Annotated in this window: 16 protein-coding genes; all 16 read left to right on the top strand. The window is 43.4% G+C overall.

Annotated features, from left to right (window positions below; translation table 11 throughout):
• Positions 1 to 10: 10 nt before the first annotated feature.
• The 16 genes from G477_RS20195 (at position 11) to G477_RS0117255 (ending at position 18,461) form a co-directional block, all read left to right on the top strand.
• Complete coding sequence (locus tag G477_RS20195; RefSeq protein WP_051288208.1) at positions 11 to 2,038, top strand: TRAP transporter permease; 2,028 nt, start codon at positions 11 to 13, stop codon at positions 2,036 to 2,038.
• Between the two features lie 4 nt (positions 2,039 to 2,042).
• The gene (locus tag G477_RS0117330; RefSeq protein WP_026698985.1) at positions 2,043 to 2,879 is read left to right on the top strand and encodes an IclR family transcriptional regulator; all 837 of its coding nucleotides are present in this window, start codon (positions 2,043 to 2,045) and stop codon (positions 2,877 to 2,879) included.
• Positions 2,860 to 3,885 carry a zinc-dependent alcohol dehydrogenase gene (locus G477_RS0117325; protein ID WP_245575572.1) on the top strand — a complete coding sequence of 342 codons (1,026 nt, stop codon included), beginning with the start codon at positions 2,860 to 2,862 and terminating at the stop codon, positions 3,883 to 3,885. Before G477_RS0117330 ends, G477_RS0117325 begins: the two co-directional genes overlap by 20 nt.
• 568 nt (positions 3,886 to 4,453) lie before the next feature.
• Entirely contained in the window at positions 4,454 to 5,290 is an 837-nt protein-coding gene (locus tag G477_RS20770; protein ID WP_051288206.1) for an SDR family NAD(P)-dependent oxidoreductase, read from the top strand.
• A gap of 885 nt (positions 5,291 to 6,175) precedes the next feature.
• Positions 6,176 to 7,177 (top strand): S-layer homology domain-containing protein, encoded by a 1,002-nt coding sequence (locus G477_RS0117305; protein WP_026698982.1) that lies wholly within the window; start codon positions 6,176 to 6,178, stop codon positions 7,175 to 7,177.
• Between the two features lie 564 nt (positions 7,178 to 7,741).
• Positions 7,742 to 9,676, top strand: coding sequence for a dynamin family protein (locus G477_RS0117300; RefSeq protein ID WP_026698981.1), 1,935 nt, complete (start codon positions 7,742 to 7,744; stop codon positions 9,674 to 9,676).
• Between the two features lies 1 nt (position 9,677).
• A complete protein-coding gene (locus tag G477_RS0117295) occupies positions 9,678 to 11,513 on the top strand; it encodes a dynamin family protein (protein ID WP_026698980.1) in 1,836 nt (611 codons plus the stop codon).
• A complete protein-coding gene (locus tag G477_RS0117290) occupies positions 11,488 to 13,086 on the top strand; it encodes a dynamin family protein (protein WP_026698979.1) in 1,599 nt (532 codons plus the stop codon). The genes G477_RS0117295 and G477_RS0117290 overlap by 26 nt, the downstream gene beginning before the upstream one ends.
• Before the next feature lie 77 nt (positions 13,087 to 13,163).
• Positions 13,164 to 13,607 carry a hypothetical protein gene (locus G477_RS0117285; protein ID WP_026698978.1) on the top strand — a complete coding sequence of 148 codons (444 nt, stop codon included), beginning with the start codon at positions 13,164 to 13,166 and terminating at the stop codon, positions 13,605 to 13,607.
• Positions 13,608 to 13,616: 9 nt separating this feature from the next.
• Complete coding sequence (locus tag G477_RS20185) at positions 13,617 to 14,087, top strand: CFI-box-CTERM domain-containing protein (protein ID WP_035212330.1); 471 nt, start codon at positions 13,617 to 13,619, stop codon at positions 14,085 to 14,087.
• Position 14,088: 1 nt separating this feature from the next.
• Entirely contained in the window at positions 14,089 to 15,699 is a 1,611-nt protein-coding gene (locus G477_RS0117280; protein ID WP_026698977.1) for a hypothetical protein, read from the top strand.
• Positions 15,689 to 15,985: a hypothetical protein gene (locus G477_RS21310; RefSeq protein WP_156897389.1), complete on the top strand. Its 297-nt coding sequence runs from the start codon at positions 15,689 to 15,691 to the stop codon at positions 15,983 to 15,985. Before G477_RS0117280 ends, G477_RS21310 begins: the two co-directional genes overlap by 11 nt.
• Positions 15,986 to 16,384: 399 nt before the next feature.
• On the top strand, positions 16,385 to 16,552 hold the full coding sequence (locus G477_RS21305; RefSeq protein ID WP_156897388.1) for a hypothetical protein: 168 nt from the start codon (positions 16,385 to 16,387) through the stop codon (positions 16,550 to 16,552).
• Positions 16,545 to 17,132 carry a Fic/DOC family protein gene (locus tag G477_RS20765; protein WP_051288205.1) on the top strand — a complete coding sequence of 196 codons (588 nt, stop codon included), beginning with the start codon at positions 16,545 to 16,547 and terminating at the stop codon, positions 17,130 to 17,132. The genes G477_RS21305 and G477_RS20765 overlap by 8 nt, the downstream gene beginning before the upstream one ends.
• 385 nt (positions 17,133 to 17,517) lie before the next feature.
• Complete coding sequence (locus G477_RS0117260) at positions 17,518 to 18,132, top strand: helix-turn-helix transcriptional regulator (protein ID WP_084406334.1); 615 nt, start codon at positions 17,518 to 17,520, stop codon at positions 18,130 to 18,132.
• Between the two features lie 149 nt (positions 18,133 to 18,281).
• Entirely contained in the window at positions 18,282 to 18,461 is a 180-nt protein-coding gene (locus tag G477_RS0117255) for a hypothetical protein (protein WP_026698974.1), read from the top strand.
• The last annotated feature ends 380 nt before the right edge of the window (positions 18,462 to 18,841 follow it).

Genomic DNA, 18,841 nt, shown 5'->3' with positions numbered 1-18,841 from the left:
AGGGAAATGCATGTCGGATAAAGTAGAAAACAAAACAGATATCCCGCCGGAAAATGTCGAGGTGGAAAAGAAACGGTATCGTCTGTTCGAGACACCGGTGCTCCGCATCATTCAGACAGCGACACTGATCCTGATTCCGCTTTCTGGGATCATGTACGTGCTCAATATTCATCAACGGCTCGGTTTCACCCTGTTCAGTGAACAGTACTTCGGCTTGTTTTTCGCGTTGATTCTTTTTGGTGTTTTTTTAACGATACCGGCTTCCAAAAAAGCAGCCACCCATATTGTGCCTTGGTATGACTGGATATTGGCTCTGGCAGGTCTGACGGCCGGCGGATATGTCTTCATTTATTACCCGGACATCATGCTGATGATCGGTCAGGTGACGACCGAACGGTTCCTCATCTCGATGCTGGCCGTCCTGCTCGTCCTGGAAGCTATCCGGCGTATGCTTGGTCTTGTGCTGCTCGGTATTGTTGTGACGTTTATTTCCTATGGTTTCCTAGCCCCGTTTATGCCAGGGGTTCTCCGGGGCAGCGGGACAGCGCCCGATCAATTGTTCAACTATCTCTACCTGGATCCGAGTGCGATGATGAGCATGCTGAATCTTGCAGCGACCATCGGGCTCGTCTTTATCCTTTTCGGTCAGATTCTGATCTTCATGCGCGGAGGGGACATCCTTAATGACATTGCCTTGTTTGCTTTCGGACGTTACCGTGGAGGGCCGGCGAAAGGATCGGTGCTCGGGTCGACTTTTATTGGATCGGTTACCGGGAATCCAGTCTCTAACGTGCTGCTGACAGGGAATGTGACGATTCCTCTAATGAAACGGAACGGTTTTTCCTCTAATCAGGCAGGCGCGATCGAATCGGTCGCCTCTACCGGCGGGCAGCTGATTCCACCGGTCATGGGAATCGCCGCCTTCATTATCGCCGAAACGCTCGGTGTGCCGTACATGGAAGTAGCGATTGCGGCAATCATTCCGGCGCTCCTCTATTATATGTGTCTCTTTATGCAGGTCGATTTCATCGCCGCCAGACAGGGGGCGCACGGACTGAAACCGCACATGCTTCCGCCGTTTAAAGGCATTATGAAAGTGTCCTGGCTCGTGCTCCCAGCATTCGGTTCGTTGATTTACTTCCTGTTTATCGTCGGGTATACCCCGTCTCTTTCTGGGATGTATGCGTCGGTTATTGCTCTCCTAACACTTGGACTGCTTCAAAAGCATGTCCGCCGCAAGTTTTTCACGCGGGTCTATGAAATATTGACCGGTACTGGCAAGCTTATGTTGGAAATCACCGTCGTACTGGCTGCGGCAGGCATCGTCATGGGTGTAACCGGTATCACCGGCCTTGGGTTTAATATCGGTATGGTGCTGCAGGGAGTAGCTGATTACGGACTGCTTACACTGCTGATCATCAGTGCGCTCGTCTGTATTGTACTCGGGATGGGCATGCCATCGGTCGCTGCCTATGCGGTCGTTGCCGTTCTCGTTGCTCCGACGTTGATTGAGCTTGGGGTGACGCCGATTGCTGCCCACTTGTTTGTTTTCTATTTTGCGATTGTATCGAACTTCACGCCGCCGATTGCTGTGGCATGTTTTGCTGCTGCGCCGATTGCGAAAGCAAGTCCGCACAAAATCGGGTTCAAGGCGATGCAGCTTGGTCTCGTCGCTTATATCGTTCCGTTTCTCTTCGTCTATGCACCAGAACTGCTGATCTCCGTTGATGGAACGCAGAACTGGGGAGCGACAGGACTGTCGCTTGCAACAGCAGTCTTTGCCTGCTATCTGCTGGCGGCTGCCATAGAGAAATACTTGTTCCATCATTTGACGACAACCAAGCGGATGGTATTGATACTCTGTGCAGCCGGACTCTTCTTCCCCGTGACGATGTGGGAGTTCAGCTGGATTGTGAACCTCACGGCGGCCATTGGAGCGATTATCCTGATGGTAGCGGAGTGGAAGTCCAATAACTGGAAGAAGAAGGAAAGAGAAGAAGGTCCGACAACATTCGAAACGCAGAGACAGGGAGGGTGAGGACATGAGAGAAATCCAGGCGAAGCCGATCCGGGCTGTGGAGCGGAGCCTGCACGTGCTCGAGACGTTTACAAGCTCTGATAAAGGAGCGCTCACACTAACTGACATCGCAGAGGCGAGTGGGCTTCCAAGGTCCACCGTCTACCGCATTCTCTGCACACTCGAGCGAGAGCGGTATCTCAACTATGATGAAACGAAAGAAACCTACAGTCCCGGCATCCGCTTCATCGAACTGGGCGTTCGACTGACCTCTTCGCTCGATATTATGGAAGCGGCGGAGGAACCGCTGCTGGAACTCCACACGGAAACGAGACAGACGATCGTCATGGCACTCGGCGATGAGGAAACCATTGTCTATGCGTTTATCAAAGAAAATGAAGAAGGTTTGAAATTCTCTTCCAAGGTCGGGCAGCGGCGTCCCTATACGTATGGCGTACTCGGCATCACCCTGCTGGCATTTGAAACAGAAGAGAAAACCGACCGGATTTTAAAGAATGGCCTTTCCCCACGAACGCCGTATACCGTGATTTCTGAACCGGATATGCGCAGCCGCCTTGCCGGCGTAAGGGAAAAAGGCTACTTTATGGAAAAGGATGAAACGACCGTCGGTGTCAGCGGGATCGGTGCCCCGATATTGAATGGAAGGGGACGTCCGGCAGCGGCGATCGGGATTGTCGGTCCCTCCGTGCAGCTGCGGGGGACATCTCTTCTTTTTGCACAGAAGAAGATTTTGGAGAAGGCAGAAACAATTGCAAGAAGAATGAATTATCAGGGAAGGAACTATGTTCTTTGGCAGAAGGAGGTTGAGCGCCTTGCAGGCAGTGAGGAAAGTCAGACGTGAATATGATGGGATGAGGTTGGAGGAGCGGCCGGATCCAGCCTGTGGAGCGGAGGACGTCATCGTTCGCGTGACCGCGGCCGCAGTATGCGGGTCGGATCTTCATGCGTATCAATATCATTCTACCCATCACTACATGCAGGTTCCGGTCACGATGGGACATGAATGCACGGGGGTAATCGAACAGACCGGTACTTCGGTCTCGCATGTTCAGGTGGGAGACACTGTCGTCGCGGATGCGATTTTATCCTGCGGCAGCTGCGAGCCGTGCCTGGCTGGAAGAACAAATCTTTGTCACTCGTTTGAAGTGCGGGGAATGAAGCGGGATGGCGTGTTCGCGGAGAAGTTTGCAACGCCGGCGCGCTTTGTTCATCCGATCTCCAATCAGGTTCCCCCAGCGGAGGCCGCTTTGGCAGAGCCGCTGGCTGTAGCCTTTCACGCAGCGGCTTCCGTCCATCCAGTATCACCTGGGGACGTCCATCTCGTGACAGGTCCGGGTCCCATTGGAGTTCTCACGGCTTTATGTCTTCAACTGCAGGGAGCCGATGTGCTTCTGGCAGGGACAATGGAAGATGAAGAGAAGCGGTTCCCTATCTGCGAAGCGCTCGGGATTCCCGCTGTGCTTTCACATCCAGAGCCTATCCGCACTTGGCTGAATGAACATACCGGAAGAACTGCAGTGGAAGGATGGGTAGAATGTTCCGGCGCTGCATCGGTCTTCGATTTTATCCCGGATGTGGTGAAAAAAGGCGGGACGTGTACGGTGCAGGGACTGTATAAAGAAGCAGTGCGTATCGACATGACTGCCCTCGTTCGTCGGGAGGTATCCATTCTTACAAGTTGTGCTTACACAGCACAGGACATGAAGGCGGCGATCCGGCTGCTGGAGAAGCGGAAAGTGGAGCCCGCTGCGATGATTCAGCTATATCGTCTCGAGGACATGCACGAAGCGTTTGAAGATGCAGTTCAGCAGAAAGTTATGAAGTCCGTTTTTCTCATGGGAGAGTAAGTGCATTTATTCAACAGGCAAGGCGTCTCGGCTGGGTGTCCGCGACATGTTCGCAGCGCAATGCCTTCGGGTTATTTAGGAGGAAGGCACTTCGAATGTGGCTCAATACCCGGCACAGAGCGTCTCCAATAAGAAAGCAAGCGTCTCAAAAGACGTGAAGACTGGCGCAAAAACATTATTCTGTCTCCATTAAATCGGGAGGCGACCCGTTTCGGGTTTCAGGGCGCCCGCTGCCGATAGAGAAGCAGCCCAAATATTCAACAAAACGACGCGCTTTCGCTTCGTCCGCGAACGAGGTTCATGTTCTCAGGCAGCAGCCACTTTATGTTGGTTATAGGATAGAAGTAACTATGTTCTTCTACAGGGAGACGGCGACTGTGTCCGCTGCTTTCTTCTCTTTAAAAGCCAGGAGCGACACCGCTGTGAGCATAAGTCGCTTCGTGCTTTGATCAGAACAGTTGGACGATTTCCAGTGAAGCAGCATCTAAACCGAAGTCCTGTCAAAAAGGAGAAACGTTGGAGTGAGAACGAAGGCATCAGCTCTCGCAATAGAAGGAGGAGGAGTAACATGCATGATTTACATGGGAAAACGGCTCTGATCACAGGAGCGGCGAATCCGAAAGGGATTGGCAGAAGAATGGCGGAAGTACTCGGAGAAGCGGGTGCTTCTATTATTGTTGCAGACATTGACAAAACATATCTCGATTCCAGCGCTGAGGATCTGAAGCGGCTCGGGATCGAAGCGGTCTCCTACGACATGGATGCAGGAGATAAATCGGAAGTGGACCGGACTATCGGCAGCATGCTGGAGTCGTATTCCATTGATATTCTCATTAATAATGTTGGAGGAACGAGCAAAACGGACCGGGAAAGCGTCAGCGGCGGCAGGGACATCACGACGGAACGAAAAGGGCCGGTCCTCGGCATCAGCAATGCAACAGAAGAGCAGTGGGATAAGATCATGAAGGTGAATGTGAACAGCGCTTTCTATTGTTCCCAGGCGGTGCTGCCACACATGATGGAACGCGGGCAGGGATGTATCGTCAATTTTGCTTCGATCGCCGGCCAGCGTGGCGTTCTCGATACGGAAACGTTCACTTCAGGACCCTATGCAGTTGCGAAATCCGCGGTGATCGGTATGACAAAACAGCTCGCGGTGGAAACAGCAGCTTACGGCATACGGGTAAATGCCGTAGCTCCGGGTTTTATCAAATCCGCGAGAGGAGCAGCATTGGAGGAACTGGCCGATGAGCAGAAGGGGGCACTATTGAATACGGTGCCAATGGGGCGCTTCGGCGAAACGGAAGAGATTGCCCAGGTGGTGCTAGGATTATGCAGCAACCAGTTCAGTTACGTGACCGGTCAAACCGTCAGCATCAACGGCGGCATGTATTTTTCCTCTTGAAAAGCACCTTCAGCAAGCGCCTTCCAAGCGAAGGCGCTTTTTTCATTCGTAAGGCAAAATAAGGTGTTGTCGAGGAAGTCGGCGGCTGTGTCCGCTGAGTGGAGAGATCGGAGCATGGCATTACTTGAAGAGGCGGTAGAAACACAGTTAAGGTGGTCGAGTGTGGCAGGCTCAAAACCCGGGCGAACCGTCGGAATTCCAATTAGAAGCGGCCCAAAGCTGTCGCGAGGTGGCTCAAAATCAGCCGCGTGGCTCAAAAATTCCGGCAGGCGACCCGCATGCGGCGCCGGGCCGCCCGCTCCATGAACCGAAGCGACGCAAAAGGTTGGTGAAGCGACTCGGATTTGGAGCAATCGCAGCACAAGCGTCGATGAGTTGGTTTCTGCCGGCTGCCGTGGCAGCCGGGGAAGAGAAGAAGTTAGGTGGATGAGGGGCTGAGGGTTTGGCTGGCTCAAAACCCGGGGGAAGCGTCGACATTCCGGGCAGAAGCGGCCCAAAGATGTCGCGAGGTGGCTCAAAACCAGCGGTGTGGCTCAAAATATCCGGCGGGCGACCCGCATGCGGCGTCAGGCCGCCCGCTCCATGAGCCGAAGCGACGCAAAAGATTGGTGAAGCGACACGCTTTCGGATCAGCCGCAGTCAGAGCCGCAGAAAAAAGCATCGGTAACCTCATTTCCGCAGGCCGCTCTTAGCAGCCTGCACCACAAAACATCGTTTATAGATACAAGGTCGGGGGATTGTTTTACTGGCTTAGGTCCTGATGCAAATAATGTAAAAACGTACAAAACGGAAGCCTTTCTTCCGATATAATGAAAGAAGATGGAATGAACGACGTGAAACAAGAGAGGGGGGAGGCAGCGCCTGTACGCCGGAGCTGCCGGGATCATGATGCGACTATTCTTTTTCAGTATGCTGCTGCTTTTTTCAGTGCCGACGGCTGCGTCTGCGGGGTTCTCGGATTTATCTGAGGAACATCCCTTCTACTGGAGTCTCCAGCAGCTTGTTCAAGAGGACGTGATGAACGGGTATCCGGATGGAACGATCCGGCCGGAGCGCCCGCTGACGAGAGCGGAAGGGGCGGTGATGATGAGTCGTGTCCTCAAGCTGAAGGAAGCAGAGCAGGACACGTCGTTCGAGGATATGGATGACGCTCATTTTGCCTGGGAGGCGGTGCAGGCTGCGGCGTCTCACGGGCTGATGCAGGGACTGCCGGATGGGCGGTTTGACCCGGAAGGTGTGCTGACACGGGAGCAGATGGCGGTGATATTGACGCGCGCGTTCACCTATGCCCCTTCCTGGCGGGAGGTACCGGATACCATGGGGGATGTCGCGCCGGCGCGATACTCGTACCGGGCCGTGCACCGGCTGTTATATAACGGTATTACTGCAGGATTTGGAGATGGAACATTCCGGCCGGTCGAACCTGTCAGCCGCGGGCAGTTCAGTGCTTTTTTGACCCGCTCGACGGCGAATGCGTGGGAAGAGAAGGTCGAGAATGAAGCCGATATGATCGCATTCCTGCAAGGAGCGGAGCGGGTGTTCCGACTGGAAGCTGAGCGGGAAAGCCGCCTGGTGGATGAGGACGTGAATGCCGACACCGTCGTCCACATTGGTGAGGCGCTTCGTCCTTGGTTCACGGAACGGGCGGTTAGAGAACGACTAGAGCGGCTCGAGGAGTATTTGGATGAACCCGGTCCCGTGGATGGAATATTTGATTATACAATTGATGAAGTGTGGGACGGCGCTCATAACATTTATGTCGATTACGGCGTCCGTGGGGACGGGCCTGTACTGGAAAACCGGCGTGCTGTGTTTCACCTCGATCGGGTGGAGGCAGAGCGTTACCGCATCACCGCGGTAGTCGATTTAACCGAGCAACTGCGATGATAGAGCCTGTCGGAGCAATCCGGCAGGCTTTGTTTTTATGAGTAATATTTCATAGGCGGACGACGTGATTCATTTGTTTTGTGCGAATTATAGAGAACACTTTTTTCTATACAATGATGATCAAAAGATAATTGTCATTTCGATCTTATGTGTAAACATTCTCTTATAAAATTTTCAAATATCGTTCACTGCATTATTTTTTTAACTTGTTCAAAAGTAGCGCGCATAATTAAAATACAATCAAATGAATCGGCTTAAAAAAACAAAAAAATCTTCCAATTTTGTGTGTGTGAATTGAGGATATATGATAGTCTTATTGAAAAGAACGAAATCTTCCTCACAAGTATGATTGGCGATCCATTCGCTTGATCGATATTTTAAGGGATTTACAACCATGTAGAGATAATCACATTCAAATAAATAAAATTTAAGTATAGTAACGTGTTTTATTGATGATTAAGAGCTTCAGGTACTCTTTATGAGGACCTATAGTAAGGTGAAAAACCTTAGGAAAGTTTAATATGTAACAAAAATTCAAAATATTTTGAAGAGGTGTGTCTAAACATGGATGCTTTATCGATTTTTAATAATAAAAAACAGATAGTCGAAGATCATTTATCGAGGTTAAAACATATAGCTAAACTTTTATCAATTGAGCAGATGGAAGATAATTTAAATGCAATTCAATCTCATCTACAAAAGGAACGTTTTTCTATAGCTGTTGTAGGTGAGTTTTCTAGAGGAAAGTCAACCTTTATTAATGCTCTTCTTGGTGCAAAAGTGCTGCCAATGAAAACAAGGCCAACTACTGCTGTAATAAATCGAATAACATATGGAGAAACAACTCAGTATAGTATTCACTATCGCGAGGACAAACAACAACCTTCTCGTCGTATAAATTTAGATGATTTTAATAAACTTGTTGCTCCAATGGAACCCGATGATGAAAACAGTGAGGAGATACGTCAATTTGAAGAAGCGATGGATTATCATGAGAATATATCTTCAGTGGAAATTAACTATCCCTCTGAATGGTGCAGGAAAAATGTTGAAATAATTGACACACCAGGCGTCAATGACCTTCAAGAGTCTCGAGAAGAGATAACTCACTCTCTTATCCCCATGTGTGATACTGCCATCATGCTTTTATCCGCTACTCAACCACTTTCTAAGTCAGAATTTGATTTCCTGAAAAATAGAATTCTTGATGAAGCCCATATTAAAAAAATCTTTTTCGTAGTTAATTTTAAAGACCAGCTTATTACTGAAAATAGCAGAGAAAAATCGAAACGCTATATTGAGGAAGAATTGAGCAAGTTGTTGAAGAAGCCAAAAGTGTATTTGGTTTCTTCTAAGGACCATCTTCATCATCAATTGGAAAAAAGCGGAGATGGTTTTAGAGTAGCCCCCACTCTTAATGAAGAAGAGACTGGAATGAAAGAATTGGGAGAATCATTGAATGCTTTTTTAGCCAATGAACGTGGTGCTGTAAAATTAGCTAAACCAATCTCTGAAATTGCTTCTAGATGTAAAGAATTAGATCAATTAATTATTGCTCCGCGACTCGGATCTTTGGAGAAGCCAATAAGAGATATTGAGATTGGAGTTGAGGAAACCAAAGATCAATTAAAACAAATGACTCGAGAAAGGGATAGACAACTGCGTGACTTCAGAGAAAATTTGGAAAAATCAGAAGAACAGCTTAAAACAATATTCAAAGAAACGTTCAAGATGATAAAAGACCGTGCAGTTAGTAGTGTAGATCAATACCAAGGAGAAATTAAAGCTGAATCGATTAAACTTCATATTTCTATCGCGATCTCCCCCATAGTAAGTAAATTAGAGAAAGAAATTTATAAAGAACAACAGGAATTAATCAATGAGGAGCTTATACGTTTAGAGCGTTTGTATGATCAAGAATGGTCAGAGATTATGCGAACGGTCGACAAGCACTTCTCAGTTGATGAGGATCTTAGATGGGGGGATGAATTCCCAAAGTCATATTCAGATAAAACCGATGATTTCTTTGCAGCTACAGGTGTTGGAACATTTGGTTTAGCAGGTATGATCGGTATCGCAGGAGCATCAATGGTTTTTGCTCTTCCAATGGCAATTTTTGCGGGAATCAAGTTCTTTGATTATCTCGCTGGAGAACAAAAAAGAACTCAAATGACTCAAATAAAAAAAATCACCACACTTCATTTCAACAAAAAAGAGAAAAGTGCAATGAAACAAATGCTTCGAGGCTGGAATGAGAAAATCACTAAAATAGAAGAACTTGTTATAGAAGAAACCGGAAGAAAAATAGAGATATTAGAAGAGCAATTAAGAGTACTGTATGAAGATCGTAATGGAAAAGAAGCCGAGATGGTGAAAGTGCGCCAAGATCTAGAGGGATATAGAGAAGAATTGACAAGTATATATAAAGATTTGAACGCGCTTCTAGATGAATTAGAAACTTCGTCTAATTTATCCTTAATCAGAAAAGAGGGTGTGTAGGATGAATCATAAGCAAAAAAAGAAAGAACTAATTGATTCCGTGAAGGATATATTGAATCAACTAGAAGCAGAAGCGCCCTACATTAATCGGGAAAGCTTAACTAATTTACTTGAAGATATTGAGAATTCTATTTATACAGTTGTTTTTTCCGGAGAGTTCAAACGAGGTAAGTCAACATTTATAAATGCGATACTAGGACAAGCTGTAATGCCTGCAGATGTAACGCCAACTACAGCATGTATCCACACGGTTACCTACGGCGAAGAGTCTGCCACAATTTATTACAATGATGATTCGATACGGTCTTTTTCGCTAGATGAGGATCAATTATTAGACTATTCTGCGGAAGGAACTCAAAGTATCAGTGACATAAAGTATATTAATATAGAGTTGCCAATTCCACTACTACAAGAAAGAGTAGCATTGGTTGATACTCCCGGACTAGATGATATAAATGAACAACGATCAAATATAACTTACCAATATATCCCACGAGCGGATGTAGTTTTTTTTCTACTTGATATAACAAGTCCACTAAAACAATCCGAGTCTAATTTTCTTCAAAATACATTATTAAATCAAGGCAAAGAAAATTTGATTTTCATCGCTAATTTCATCGATAGGGTAGAAGAGGAAGATATTGAAGAAATATTAGATGATCTTAGGAAGAGACTCAAACGGTCAGGTATTCCTAGCCCATACGTAATTCCACTCTCTGCTTCTTGGGCATTGGAGGGCTCTTTAAAAGAGGATCAAAAACTCACGGATATATCTGGGATCCACGAAGCACGCAGGGCTTTAGAAGAAAACATAAATCATGGCACAGCATCTAGTGAAACACTTTTTCGCTATGAGAAGAGATTTTATCATCTAATGGAAAATTTAGATGCAGCTGTATCTTTTCAACTAAACAACGAGCTAGAAGAAACTGAAGTTAGACAAGAGCGTTTATTGGCAATTCGAGAAGCAAGAGAAGAAATTGATCAGATTAAAGAGGATATGGAAGGTTATATCGTAGATAGAAAACGAGAGATTCTTCAGATTGTTAAGAAATCGTTAGATTATTTAGAGAATAATCTTAATGAAGATGTACAGGCTATGATTTCTAGATATGACGGTATGAATTTTGAACGACTATTAGATGAAGATGTACCGAATGTTATTAAGAAACGCCTTAAAACGTGGTCTGAACAATACATTTCACAAATTCATTACTTGTTCAACAGTCTTGAACAAAATGTAGCTATTGGATTAGCGAAACAGTTCAATGCAAAGGTGGAAAAAATTTACACAGAACGTAAGGCTTTAATCGCAAGTGGAGAAACGTCATTAAGTGGTATTCATGCAGAGGATTTATCTAATACTCCGGTAAAAGCAGGCATGATAGCAGGGGGAGCAGGCACTATAGCTATGCTTATTGGCGGCCCAATTTTACTACCCATAATAGGTCTTGCAGGTATGCCAATTCTTCAAAAATATATGTCGGAGAAAAAGACGGACAAAATAAAAGGGGAAGTGCTTCCAAGTGTTTTAGAAAAACTCCATCAAACAACCAATCATTTTCAATCCGAAGTATTAAATTATGTTGATCAAGGAGTAGATGCCATCTTCGAAGCTGGAGTACAAAGAATGAATGAAACAGTAGAAGATCGAATTAGTCAATTAAAACAAACGATGGAAGATGAAACTCGAGGACAGTTGGACAGTGAGAAAAGAATAGAAGCGTTAAAAAGACTAAAACTTAATGTGAACAATTATATTGAATGCTATGGACATGTAGAGAGGAAATTGGTGGAAAGGAAGTATTCCGATGTTCAACCCAATGCGAAAAAGTAAAAACGCTAATGATTCAATAAAATCGTTGGAAGCATTCTTTATGGATATAGCTGAATTTCTTGAGAAGGAAGAAGGATTGAAAGAAAAAGGTTTAAACATAAGACGTGTAGCTTCAAATGTAAAAAAACCACTTGTTGTGGTCATTATTGGAGAATTCAAGTCTGGTAAGTCTTCCATAATAAATACAATTTTAAATGAAGATCTATTAAAAGCGGATGTTACACCAAAAACCGCTACTGTTACCGAAGTCGTATATGGAGAAGAAATGAGCCTTGTTGCTCAAATGAATGATGGTCGCGAAAAAACACTCTCAATCGATGATTTAGATAGCTGGTCATCAGAGGGGGATACTAAAAAAACAAGTTTTCGTGATGATACCTATAAATTGATTTTGTCCTATCCTCATCCTGTACTTAAGGAGGTTACCTTCGTTGATACGCCCGGTTTAAATGCTATGAACGAAAGACACGAGAAAGCCACAGTTAGTTATTTAAAAGAAGCGGACATGTTTTGGTGGATTTTCAATTATATGAGCCCTGGCAGAAAAACTGAAATGAAATTTATTGATAAGCTTGATAAAAAAATTAAGAAAATTGCTATTGTTAACAAAATTGATGGTGCTGAAGACGAAGAAGATTTTCAAGAAACGATGAAAGATTTCTATCGAAAAAACGGAGATGGTTTTGGAAAGATAATTGCAGTATCAGCTAAGGAGGCTTTAAGCAATTCTGAAGAAGTTTATCAAAGAAGTGGCTGGGACAAATTGACGGAGTTGATCCAAGAGGAAATAGCCCAGAATGCTTCACAAGAAAAAATGTTAAATGCAATCAGGAAGACAAGGCGTGAATTGAACAATACATTTGATCTAATTAGTAAGCACAAAACGATTCGAGTAGTTGAAGAGGAAAACTTGAGGAGATTGAATACACAATTGCTTCAAGCAAAAGCTGGCTTGAATTATTTAAATCAGTCTCATAAGAAATTTGAGGCGGAGGCTAAACAGAATATTCTATTCTGTTTAGCCGAAAAAGATTATCTTCCCCTGCAATCTTTGCAAGCTGATCAAATTAATAGACAAAAGGAATTATTACTTCAATCGTTTGAATCTTTACTAGAAACATCCAAGGAACTTAATGAAAAAAATGATAGATTGAAAATAAAAATAGAAGAGCATAACAGTCAATTTGATGCATATGGTGGCAATGCACTTCTTGAAGATAACTTAAAATTAGAAGAAAGAGGTAAGCAATTAAATATAAAGCGTGCGATGTTACGAAACAAAATTGATGGAATAAATACTAAATTGAATCGGTTAAAAACCGAAGCTGAAGAAATAGAAATTAAAATGAAAAACCAGCTGGAGTATCTTATAGAAGGATACGATATGATTTTAAGTAATCTAACGATAGCCATAAAAGAGTCAGAAGAGAATATATCTCATTTGATTAGAGATGATTTTCCAAGCAGCTTCAGAAATAGATTAGGTAATTCATATAAGAGATATTTTACAGAATTGAGGCATATTATAGATGAGGAGGATTTAACATTGCCTTGGTTCAATAATACAAAGTAACCAATCTTATTTATTAACAGAAATGGATAAAAGGTGAGTTTTGAAAGCTTTTAAAAAACAAAGTGGGAGTTGGTATAATGGATTTCTCTTCTTCAAATCAAACAACTATGCAAACTTTTGACCAGCAGTTTGGTGATAAAAGTATACAAATGAGCGACGGTACATCTGTTAACGCAACTGAAAACATGCAAGGAGGTTACGATTTCTCTAAAGATGGTCAGAAAATAGCCTACACCACCCCAAACCAATTAGGAGGAGTTAACGTTTTCGATCCATCAACTCATGCCAAAACAGGATACTCTACAAACACCGGTGAGCAGCTAAAAATGTTTCATTCCGATCATTCAAATGCAGGTGATTTATCCTATTTGTCAGATGGAAGTATTATAGCAAATGAACAAGGTGAAATTGTTGCTAGTACTCAATCTACTGGTTACGGTCTTCAAACGGTGATGCACTATGAAGATCCTCTGGCGCATGCGCAAACATTTATGATGCCGCCATTTCAATCGTTGGCTTAGGTACAGTATATGGATAACAAACATATCCCTAACAAAGACGGAGTAACAGGTAATGCCAGGATAGCTGGAGAAAAAAGGAATCATATTGATGTACCTGAACAAGCAGACCATCGACTTAGAATTAAAAAGCAGCGTCGCTATTCTATCAATGAAGAACATTTGCCCCAAAGATTAGTAGATGATACAGCAAAAAGACCCACAAAATATGTCTTATCTGCACAAAAAAAAGAGAATGAAAGTAGTTGTTTTGTAGCAACAGCAGCATTTGAAGGAGCGATGGAAAAAGAGGTATTATACCTTCGCAGATTCAGAGAGCAGGTTTTGAGGCCGACAAATGGCGGTAGAGTTTTTATAAAAGTATATGAATTCATCGGACCTGTCGCAGCTAATTATATTCGTCACAAACCAAGAATGAAAAAAGGAGTGCGCCATCTTTTAATAATGATGATTAATGTAACAAAAAAGGTATGGAGGCACTAGCATGACGATTCTTAAATCTTGGGGAAGGTATATTTTTCTTAAATCAGCTAGTCGTTCTATGAATGCAAAAATGGAAAAAGCAACTAAGTACCTCTTAGACAAAAATAAAGAAAATATTTCCGAAAATGGGGCAGTGGAGTTTCTTAATAAACTATTAGAACAAGAGTCAACCCCTGTTATTGAGAAAACATTTAAAGCTAATGAAGAAAAATTAATAAAAAAGATGATTAGGACGTATCAACATGAAACACAACCTTCTGCTTATAGAAATTCTTATAAAAATGTCATGCCCCGTATTGATTTTTCTAGATATCAATTTAGAGCAAACTCTTCAAAACTAAACGAAGATATTTTAAGGAATGAAGAAGATATAGTAGTTGAAAAAGATAAGCATGAGATAAATGTCATTTTCTCAAGCGCAACATACAATAAATTTATTAGGCGAATAAAAAATGAGAAAGACCTCATAAAAGGTATTTCTTCACTTTTGAGTGAAGAAAAAGAGTCTTTACTTCATTTAATGAATCAGTTGGGTTTTGATAATCAAATAAAAAAGTCTGAAGCTGTGTCGATTGTAATATCCACCACATTCATTATAGAACAAGCAATACAAGATTGTAGGAGATGGACAAAGAAAAAGAATTTGAAACTCGATGAAGACGGTGAAATCAGGGCTCTTTACAACATACTTAATCTTTATCTGCATCACGTTATTGAAACTAGAAGCTTTTTAATTCCTAGAAGAAAGAGGTATCTTTATTTTTTAGCTGCGGTTCTACATCCACTTCAAGATGATTATTTAGATCGTGGTCATAGTTCAGCGGAAGGACTTAAGGCAATTGAGAACGCAGTGAGAAATAAACATAAATACAATTCAAATGACTGTAGCGCAGAGAAAGTTGTATATATGGTGAAAGAGCTTTACAAATGCATTCCTAGAAAAAAGGTAAGCCAAATGGAAGTGATTCTATCCTCGCTTTATGAGTGGCAGCTAGAATCACAAAAGCAACAAAATGAAGAACTTGAAGATGAAGAGCTTTTAGAAATTTCTATGAAAAAAGGAGGGTATGCCTTTGCATTTTACGGGTGTTTAGTCGTTCCAAATTTCACAGCGGAGAGCTTCAATCATTTTTTTATGATGGGTGCTTTATTTCAGTTGTTAGATGATTTACACGATTTAGAAGAAGATCTGAGAAGTGAAAGTATCACTATTTGGACTAGAGCTTATCATAAAGGTCAGTGGGCGGATGTTCCAATGAACGGTTTGATTGCCCTGCAGCATCTTTTTGAAGAGAGGACTAGGCGAGTGCCTGATATGAAATCACCTTTATGGATTAGATTGATAGAATTAATTGGGTTCAGATATGACCTTTTTCGGTTTTGTTCCATGCACTTGTCACAATTTTCCCCCCTTTTCGAGAAAGAATTTAAAGAAGTTCATCCAATTTCAATTGTGCAAACTCAAAAGTTCTTTCGTGATTATCAAATAGAAGAGAGCTTAATTACTATGGAAGACACCTTGAAAAATATTACTGACATATTGTCATCATTAGATAGTAGGAATTGGCTGAAAAAAGTAATTTATGGAAAGAGGATGCGTGATGATATGTAATGAATGCAAAGAACCAGTTAATAGTAATAATTATATCTGCTCAAATTGTTATGCTGTAGTAGATAGCACAAGCAATTTTAACAAAGAATCAAATACGAACTCAGTTAATTTGGATATGGTTATATTTGAAGCAGATTTCACTCAAGAAAAAATCGAATCACCTCTACCGGAACAATTCATACAACTCGGAAAAAATGGAGAAATATTAGGGGAAAGGTTCATTGATCCTCCTGTTGAAGGACTCTATCCTCCGCCTCAGAAGAATAAAAAAGATAGACGTGACTGAAGAATTTAATGCTATGAAGGATGTCGGTAATATTGATAGGCATCAAGAATCAAACCTTTACAATGTCGTAAAATCCATCATTCTAGTTTTATTGTTTCCTTTTCTAGTATTAATTTTAATCATTCTCATTTGATAATTGTATCGGGACTTTAATGCGGTTTTGAGGATATTTATTTTGTTATGCCTTCATCTTATTATATTGTTTTTCATGCTCATATAACACATCCTAATATGTCATAATTCTCATGATGAAATAAATTTTATTAACTCTAAATTTTCATTTTTAATAAGATTTATTGGGAATCAAGTTAACGATGTAAGCTCTAGATAAACCACTGTTTCCCTTCGTTTCAACCTCTAAATATGTTATAATAGAGATAGATTGAAGGAGGTATCCGAATGCCTGCAATGACGACTGAATGCGTAGAATTCCGCCGAATCATGAGTAATCTTCAACTGGAAGAAATGGATATTCCTTTAAAGAAACAAGAGCGGCTGCTGGAAGCCGTGAACAATGACGAGATGATCTGCCCCGGCCTCATCCGGGAGCTGCATCAGCATGGATAAATATCAGGCTGGTGTGGACGATCTGCTTCGGCACAACCGGATTGGTGCTGAATCGGAGGAGGAACTGGCAGAACTGGAAGCCCTTGCGTTCGCTGCAAGGGCTTCTTCTCTGAGCGATTGGCCGTCGTTTCTGGCGCCGTTTGATGAAGCGTCGCTGCTGCGGCTGCATTATCACTTGTTTCAGGATGTGTACGATTTTGCCGGGGAGTACCGGACGGTGCAGCTGGCGAAAGGGACGACGCGCTTTTGCCAGGCAGAACATCTGAAGGAGAATGCAGAGGCCTTGTTTCGCGAACTGCAGGAAGAACCGGAGTGGCCGACACTGGAGAAGGCCGCAGAACGTCTTGCATATTGGAAAACAGAACTCAACATGCTCCATCCTTTCCGGGAAGGCAATGGGCGGGTCATTCGTTTTTTCCTTTACGGGTGGGCTTTGAGCATAGGTGTACTTTGGAAGTTGGAGGAGATGAATAGAGAGCAGTACATGGAAGCGATGGTTCGTTCTGTCATGGAGGAGGCCCCATTAAGAGGATTATTCCTGGAGACCATTCAGTGGGATAAAGCTGGAAAAAGTGAATAAAAGGTATGGGGACTGCCTTTGCTGGTATAACTGTTCCGAGATGTCTCCATTACAGCAAAGCAGGAACGTGTTTCTCCTGCTGTAACGTTTTACACGTCAGCTGATGATTCTCATTGGTGCTTGTCTTACGAAGAAACGAAACGAAAAGAATAGATGGATTCACAAGAAGGCATACCGTCAAAAAAATCAACGAAGCGCAGAGGTTACTAGGGTTTGTAATTAAATTCCATTTAACTCTGCAGGAAAGTGGAAGCATTTCGTCTCTTTATTTCACAATATTTCCCTTATTTTCCCGTTCTTCCTTGCTTTCTTCTCCAAATATAAAGAGCCGTGTGGTTATATTTGTTAAGGTAAACTTAGGAAAGGGTTGGTAGGTGGTGGAGAAATGATTGTACAAGATAGAGTTCATCGTATTCGACCTGTTTGCAGCGGCGACCCCGAACCTATTTATATTACGAATACGTCGACTGAAGTGTTAGACAAACAGGCTGTCTTATGGGCGGCTACACCGCAAGAAGCAGAGGAGTTGGCTGATTTGTGCTGTAAAGTTGGAACCATCTGCTATTTATGTATGCCCAAACAGCAGATTTCCCTTTCCATGCATGTGATGAAAAAAGATATCCATGGTCTGTTTTCTGATGAGACTGCAGCTGGAATGAAAAACCTTTATCATAAAGCAGCAGCAGAAACGATGGTAATCGAGACGGAGCTTCAGCACCGGGCGGCCCGAGAAATTAGAGCTGTGCAGCAGCAGCGGGAACCTATTCATACACTGAAACTTATTCCAGAGACAATCCCTTTTCCATTAACGGAAGTAGAAAAATTAGTACTGCAGCATCTGTTGGATGGACATGATACATACGAAACAGCAGAGAAGATGTACTACGCAGAACAGACTGTCCAAACATATATATCGAGACTTATTGCCAAAATGGAGGTCGAAAGCCGTACACAGCTTGTGTTGAAGGTGATAAAAGAGAACTGGGTTGAACGAGTGTAAATTCGATGTCTTTTGAAGGAAATACGGATGCTGATTACTTTGGCCATACTGTAGAACCAGTCTTCCGTCCTGTTGTTCACACTTTGGACAAATCCAGTCTTTTCTTTTATAATGAATGAAAGCGGAAACAGAAAAGGCAGGTGGCAGAGATGGAAGATGCAGTACTTTGGAGCATGGTAGAACCTGCGGTGATCAGTGCCGCAGTGATTGGTTTTGTCGGATTAACGATTGTCTTCTCCCTGACGTTGGAGAAAATCGCCGGTCTGCAGGGAGACAAAAAGCGTGAGAAAGCCCGGCGGCGAATGCACGCCGTGCCGGAGCAGGGATAAGCCGAGCCTAAGGAGCAGTGTACCTGCTGATGAAATGAAAAACCTCGGCGCCGCTGCAGTTTCGGAGGGAGAAACGGCTTGCTCCAACGAACCGATCAAAAAACGCTTCCGATCATCCAATGGGGATGGCCGGAAGCGTTTTTTCGTTAAAGTACAAGAAAGTATAAGTTTTCATACAAGGTAACGGCGGCATCCTAAGCTGCGCGGGAAGAAACAAAAAAACTTTTTTCTTCCCTTGAAAAGCCTGCAGCGTTGATGCACGCCGTTCCGACAAAAAGACGCTTCGCGTTTTTGTTCCCACCAACGTTATCCTTGGCACGCTTTCATCATGGAGGAAGAACCATGTGTAGGCTTCTCTCGGTGCATCCTGCTACTTCATC

The sequence above is a fragment of the Alkalicoccus chagannorensis DSM 18086 genome, assembly GCF_000429725.1.
Lineage (GTDB): Bacteria > Bacillota > Bacilli > Bacillales > Salisediminibacteriaceae > Alkalicoccus > Alkalicoccus chagannorensis.
This window is presented reverse-complemented; position numbering and strand designations above follow the sequence as displayed.

Coding starts and splice junctions, on each gene's coding strand:
- G477_RS20185 (WP_035212330.1), top strand. CDS start 13,617: ATGGATAACAAACATATCCCTAACAAAGACGGAGTAACAGGTAATGCC.
- G477_RS21310 (WP_156897389.1), top strand. CDS start 15,689: ATGATATGTAATGAATGCAAAGAACCAGTTAATAGTAATAATTATATC.
- G477_RS0117300 (WP_026698981.1), top strand. CDS start 7,742: ATGGATGCTTTATCGATTTTTAATAATAAAAAACAGATAGTCGAAGAT.
- G477_RS0117295 (WP_026698980.1), top strand. CDS start 9,678: ATGAATCATAAGCAAAAAAAGAAAGAACTAATTGATTCCGTGAAGGAT.
- G477_RS20765 (WP_051288205.1), top strand. CDS start 16,545: ATGGATAAATATCAGGCTGGTGTGGACGATCTGCTTCGGCACAACCGG.
- G477_RS0117290 (WP_026698979.1), top strand. CDS start 11,488: ATGTTCAACCCAATGCGAAAAAGTAAAAACGCTAATGATTCAATAAAA.
- G477_RS20195 (WP_051288208.1), top strand. CDS start 11: ATGTCGGATAAAGTAGAAAACAAAACAGATATCCCGCCGGAAAATGTC.
- G477_RS0117255 (WP_026698974.1), top strand. CDS start 18,282: ATGGAAGATGCAGTACTTTGGAGCATGGTAGAACCTGCGGTGATCAGT.
- G477_RS0117260 (WP_084406334.1), top strand. CDS start 17,518: ATGATTGTACAAGATAGAGTTCATCGTATTCGACCTGTTTGCAGCGGC.
- G477_RS0117330 (WP_026698985.1), top strand. CDS start 2,043: ATGAGAGAAATCCAGGCGAAGCCGATCCGGGCTGTGGAGCGGAGCCTG.
- G477_RS0117305 (WP_026698982.1), top strand. CDS start 6,176: ATGATGCGACTATTCTTTTTCAGTATGCTGCTGCTTTTTTCAGTGCCG.
- G477_RS0117285 (WP_026698978.1), top strand. CDS start 13,164: ATGGATTTCTCTTCTTCAAATCAAACAACTATGCAAACTTTTGACCAG.
- G477_RS0117280 (WP_026698977.1), top strand. CDS start 14,089: ATGACGATTCTTAAATCTTGGGGAAGGTATATTTTTCTTAAATCAGCT.
- G477_RS21305 (WP_156897388.1), top strand. CDS start 16,385: ATGCCTGCAATGACGACTGAATGCGTAGAATTCCGCCGAATCATGAGT.
- G477_RS20770 (WP_051288206.1), top strand. CDS start 4,454: ATGCATGATTTACATGGGAAAACGGCTCTGATCACAGGAGCGGCGAAT.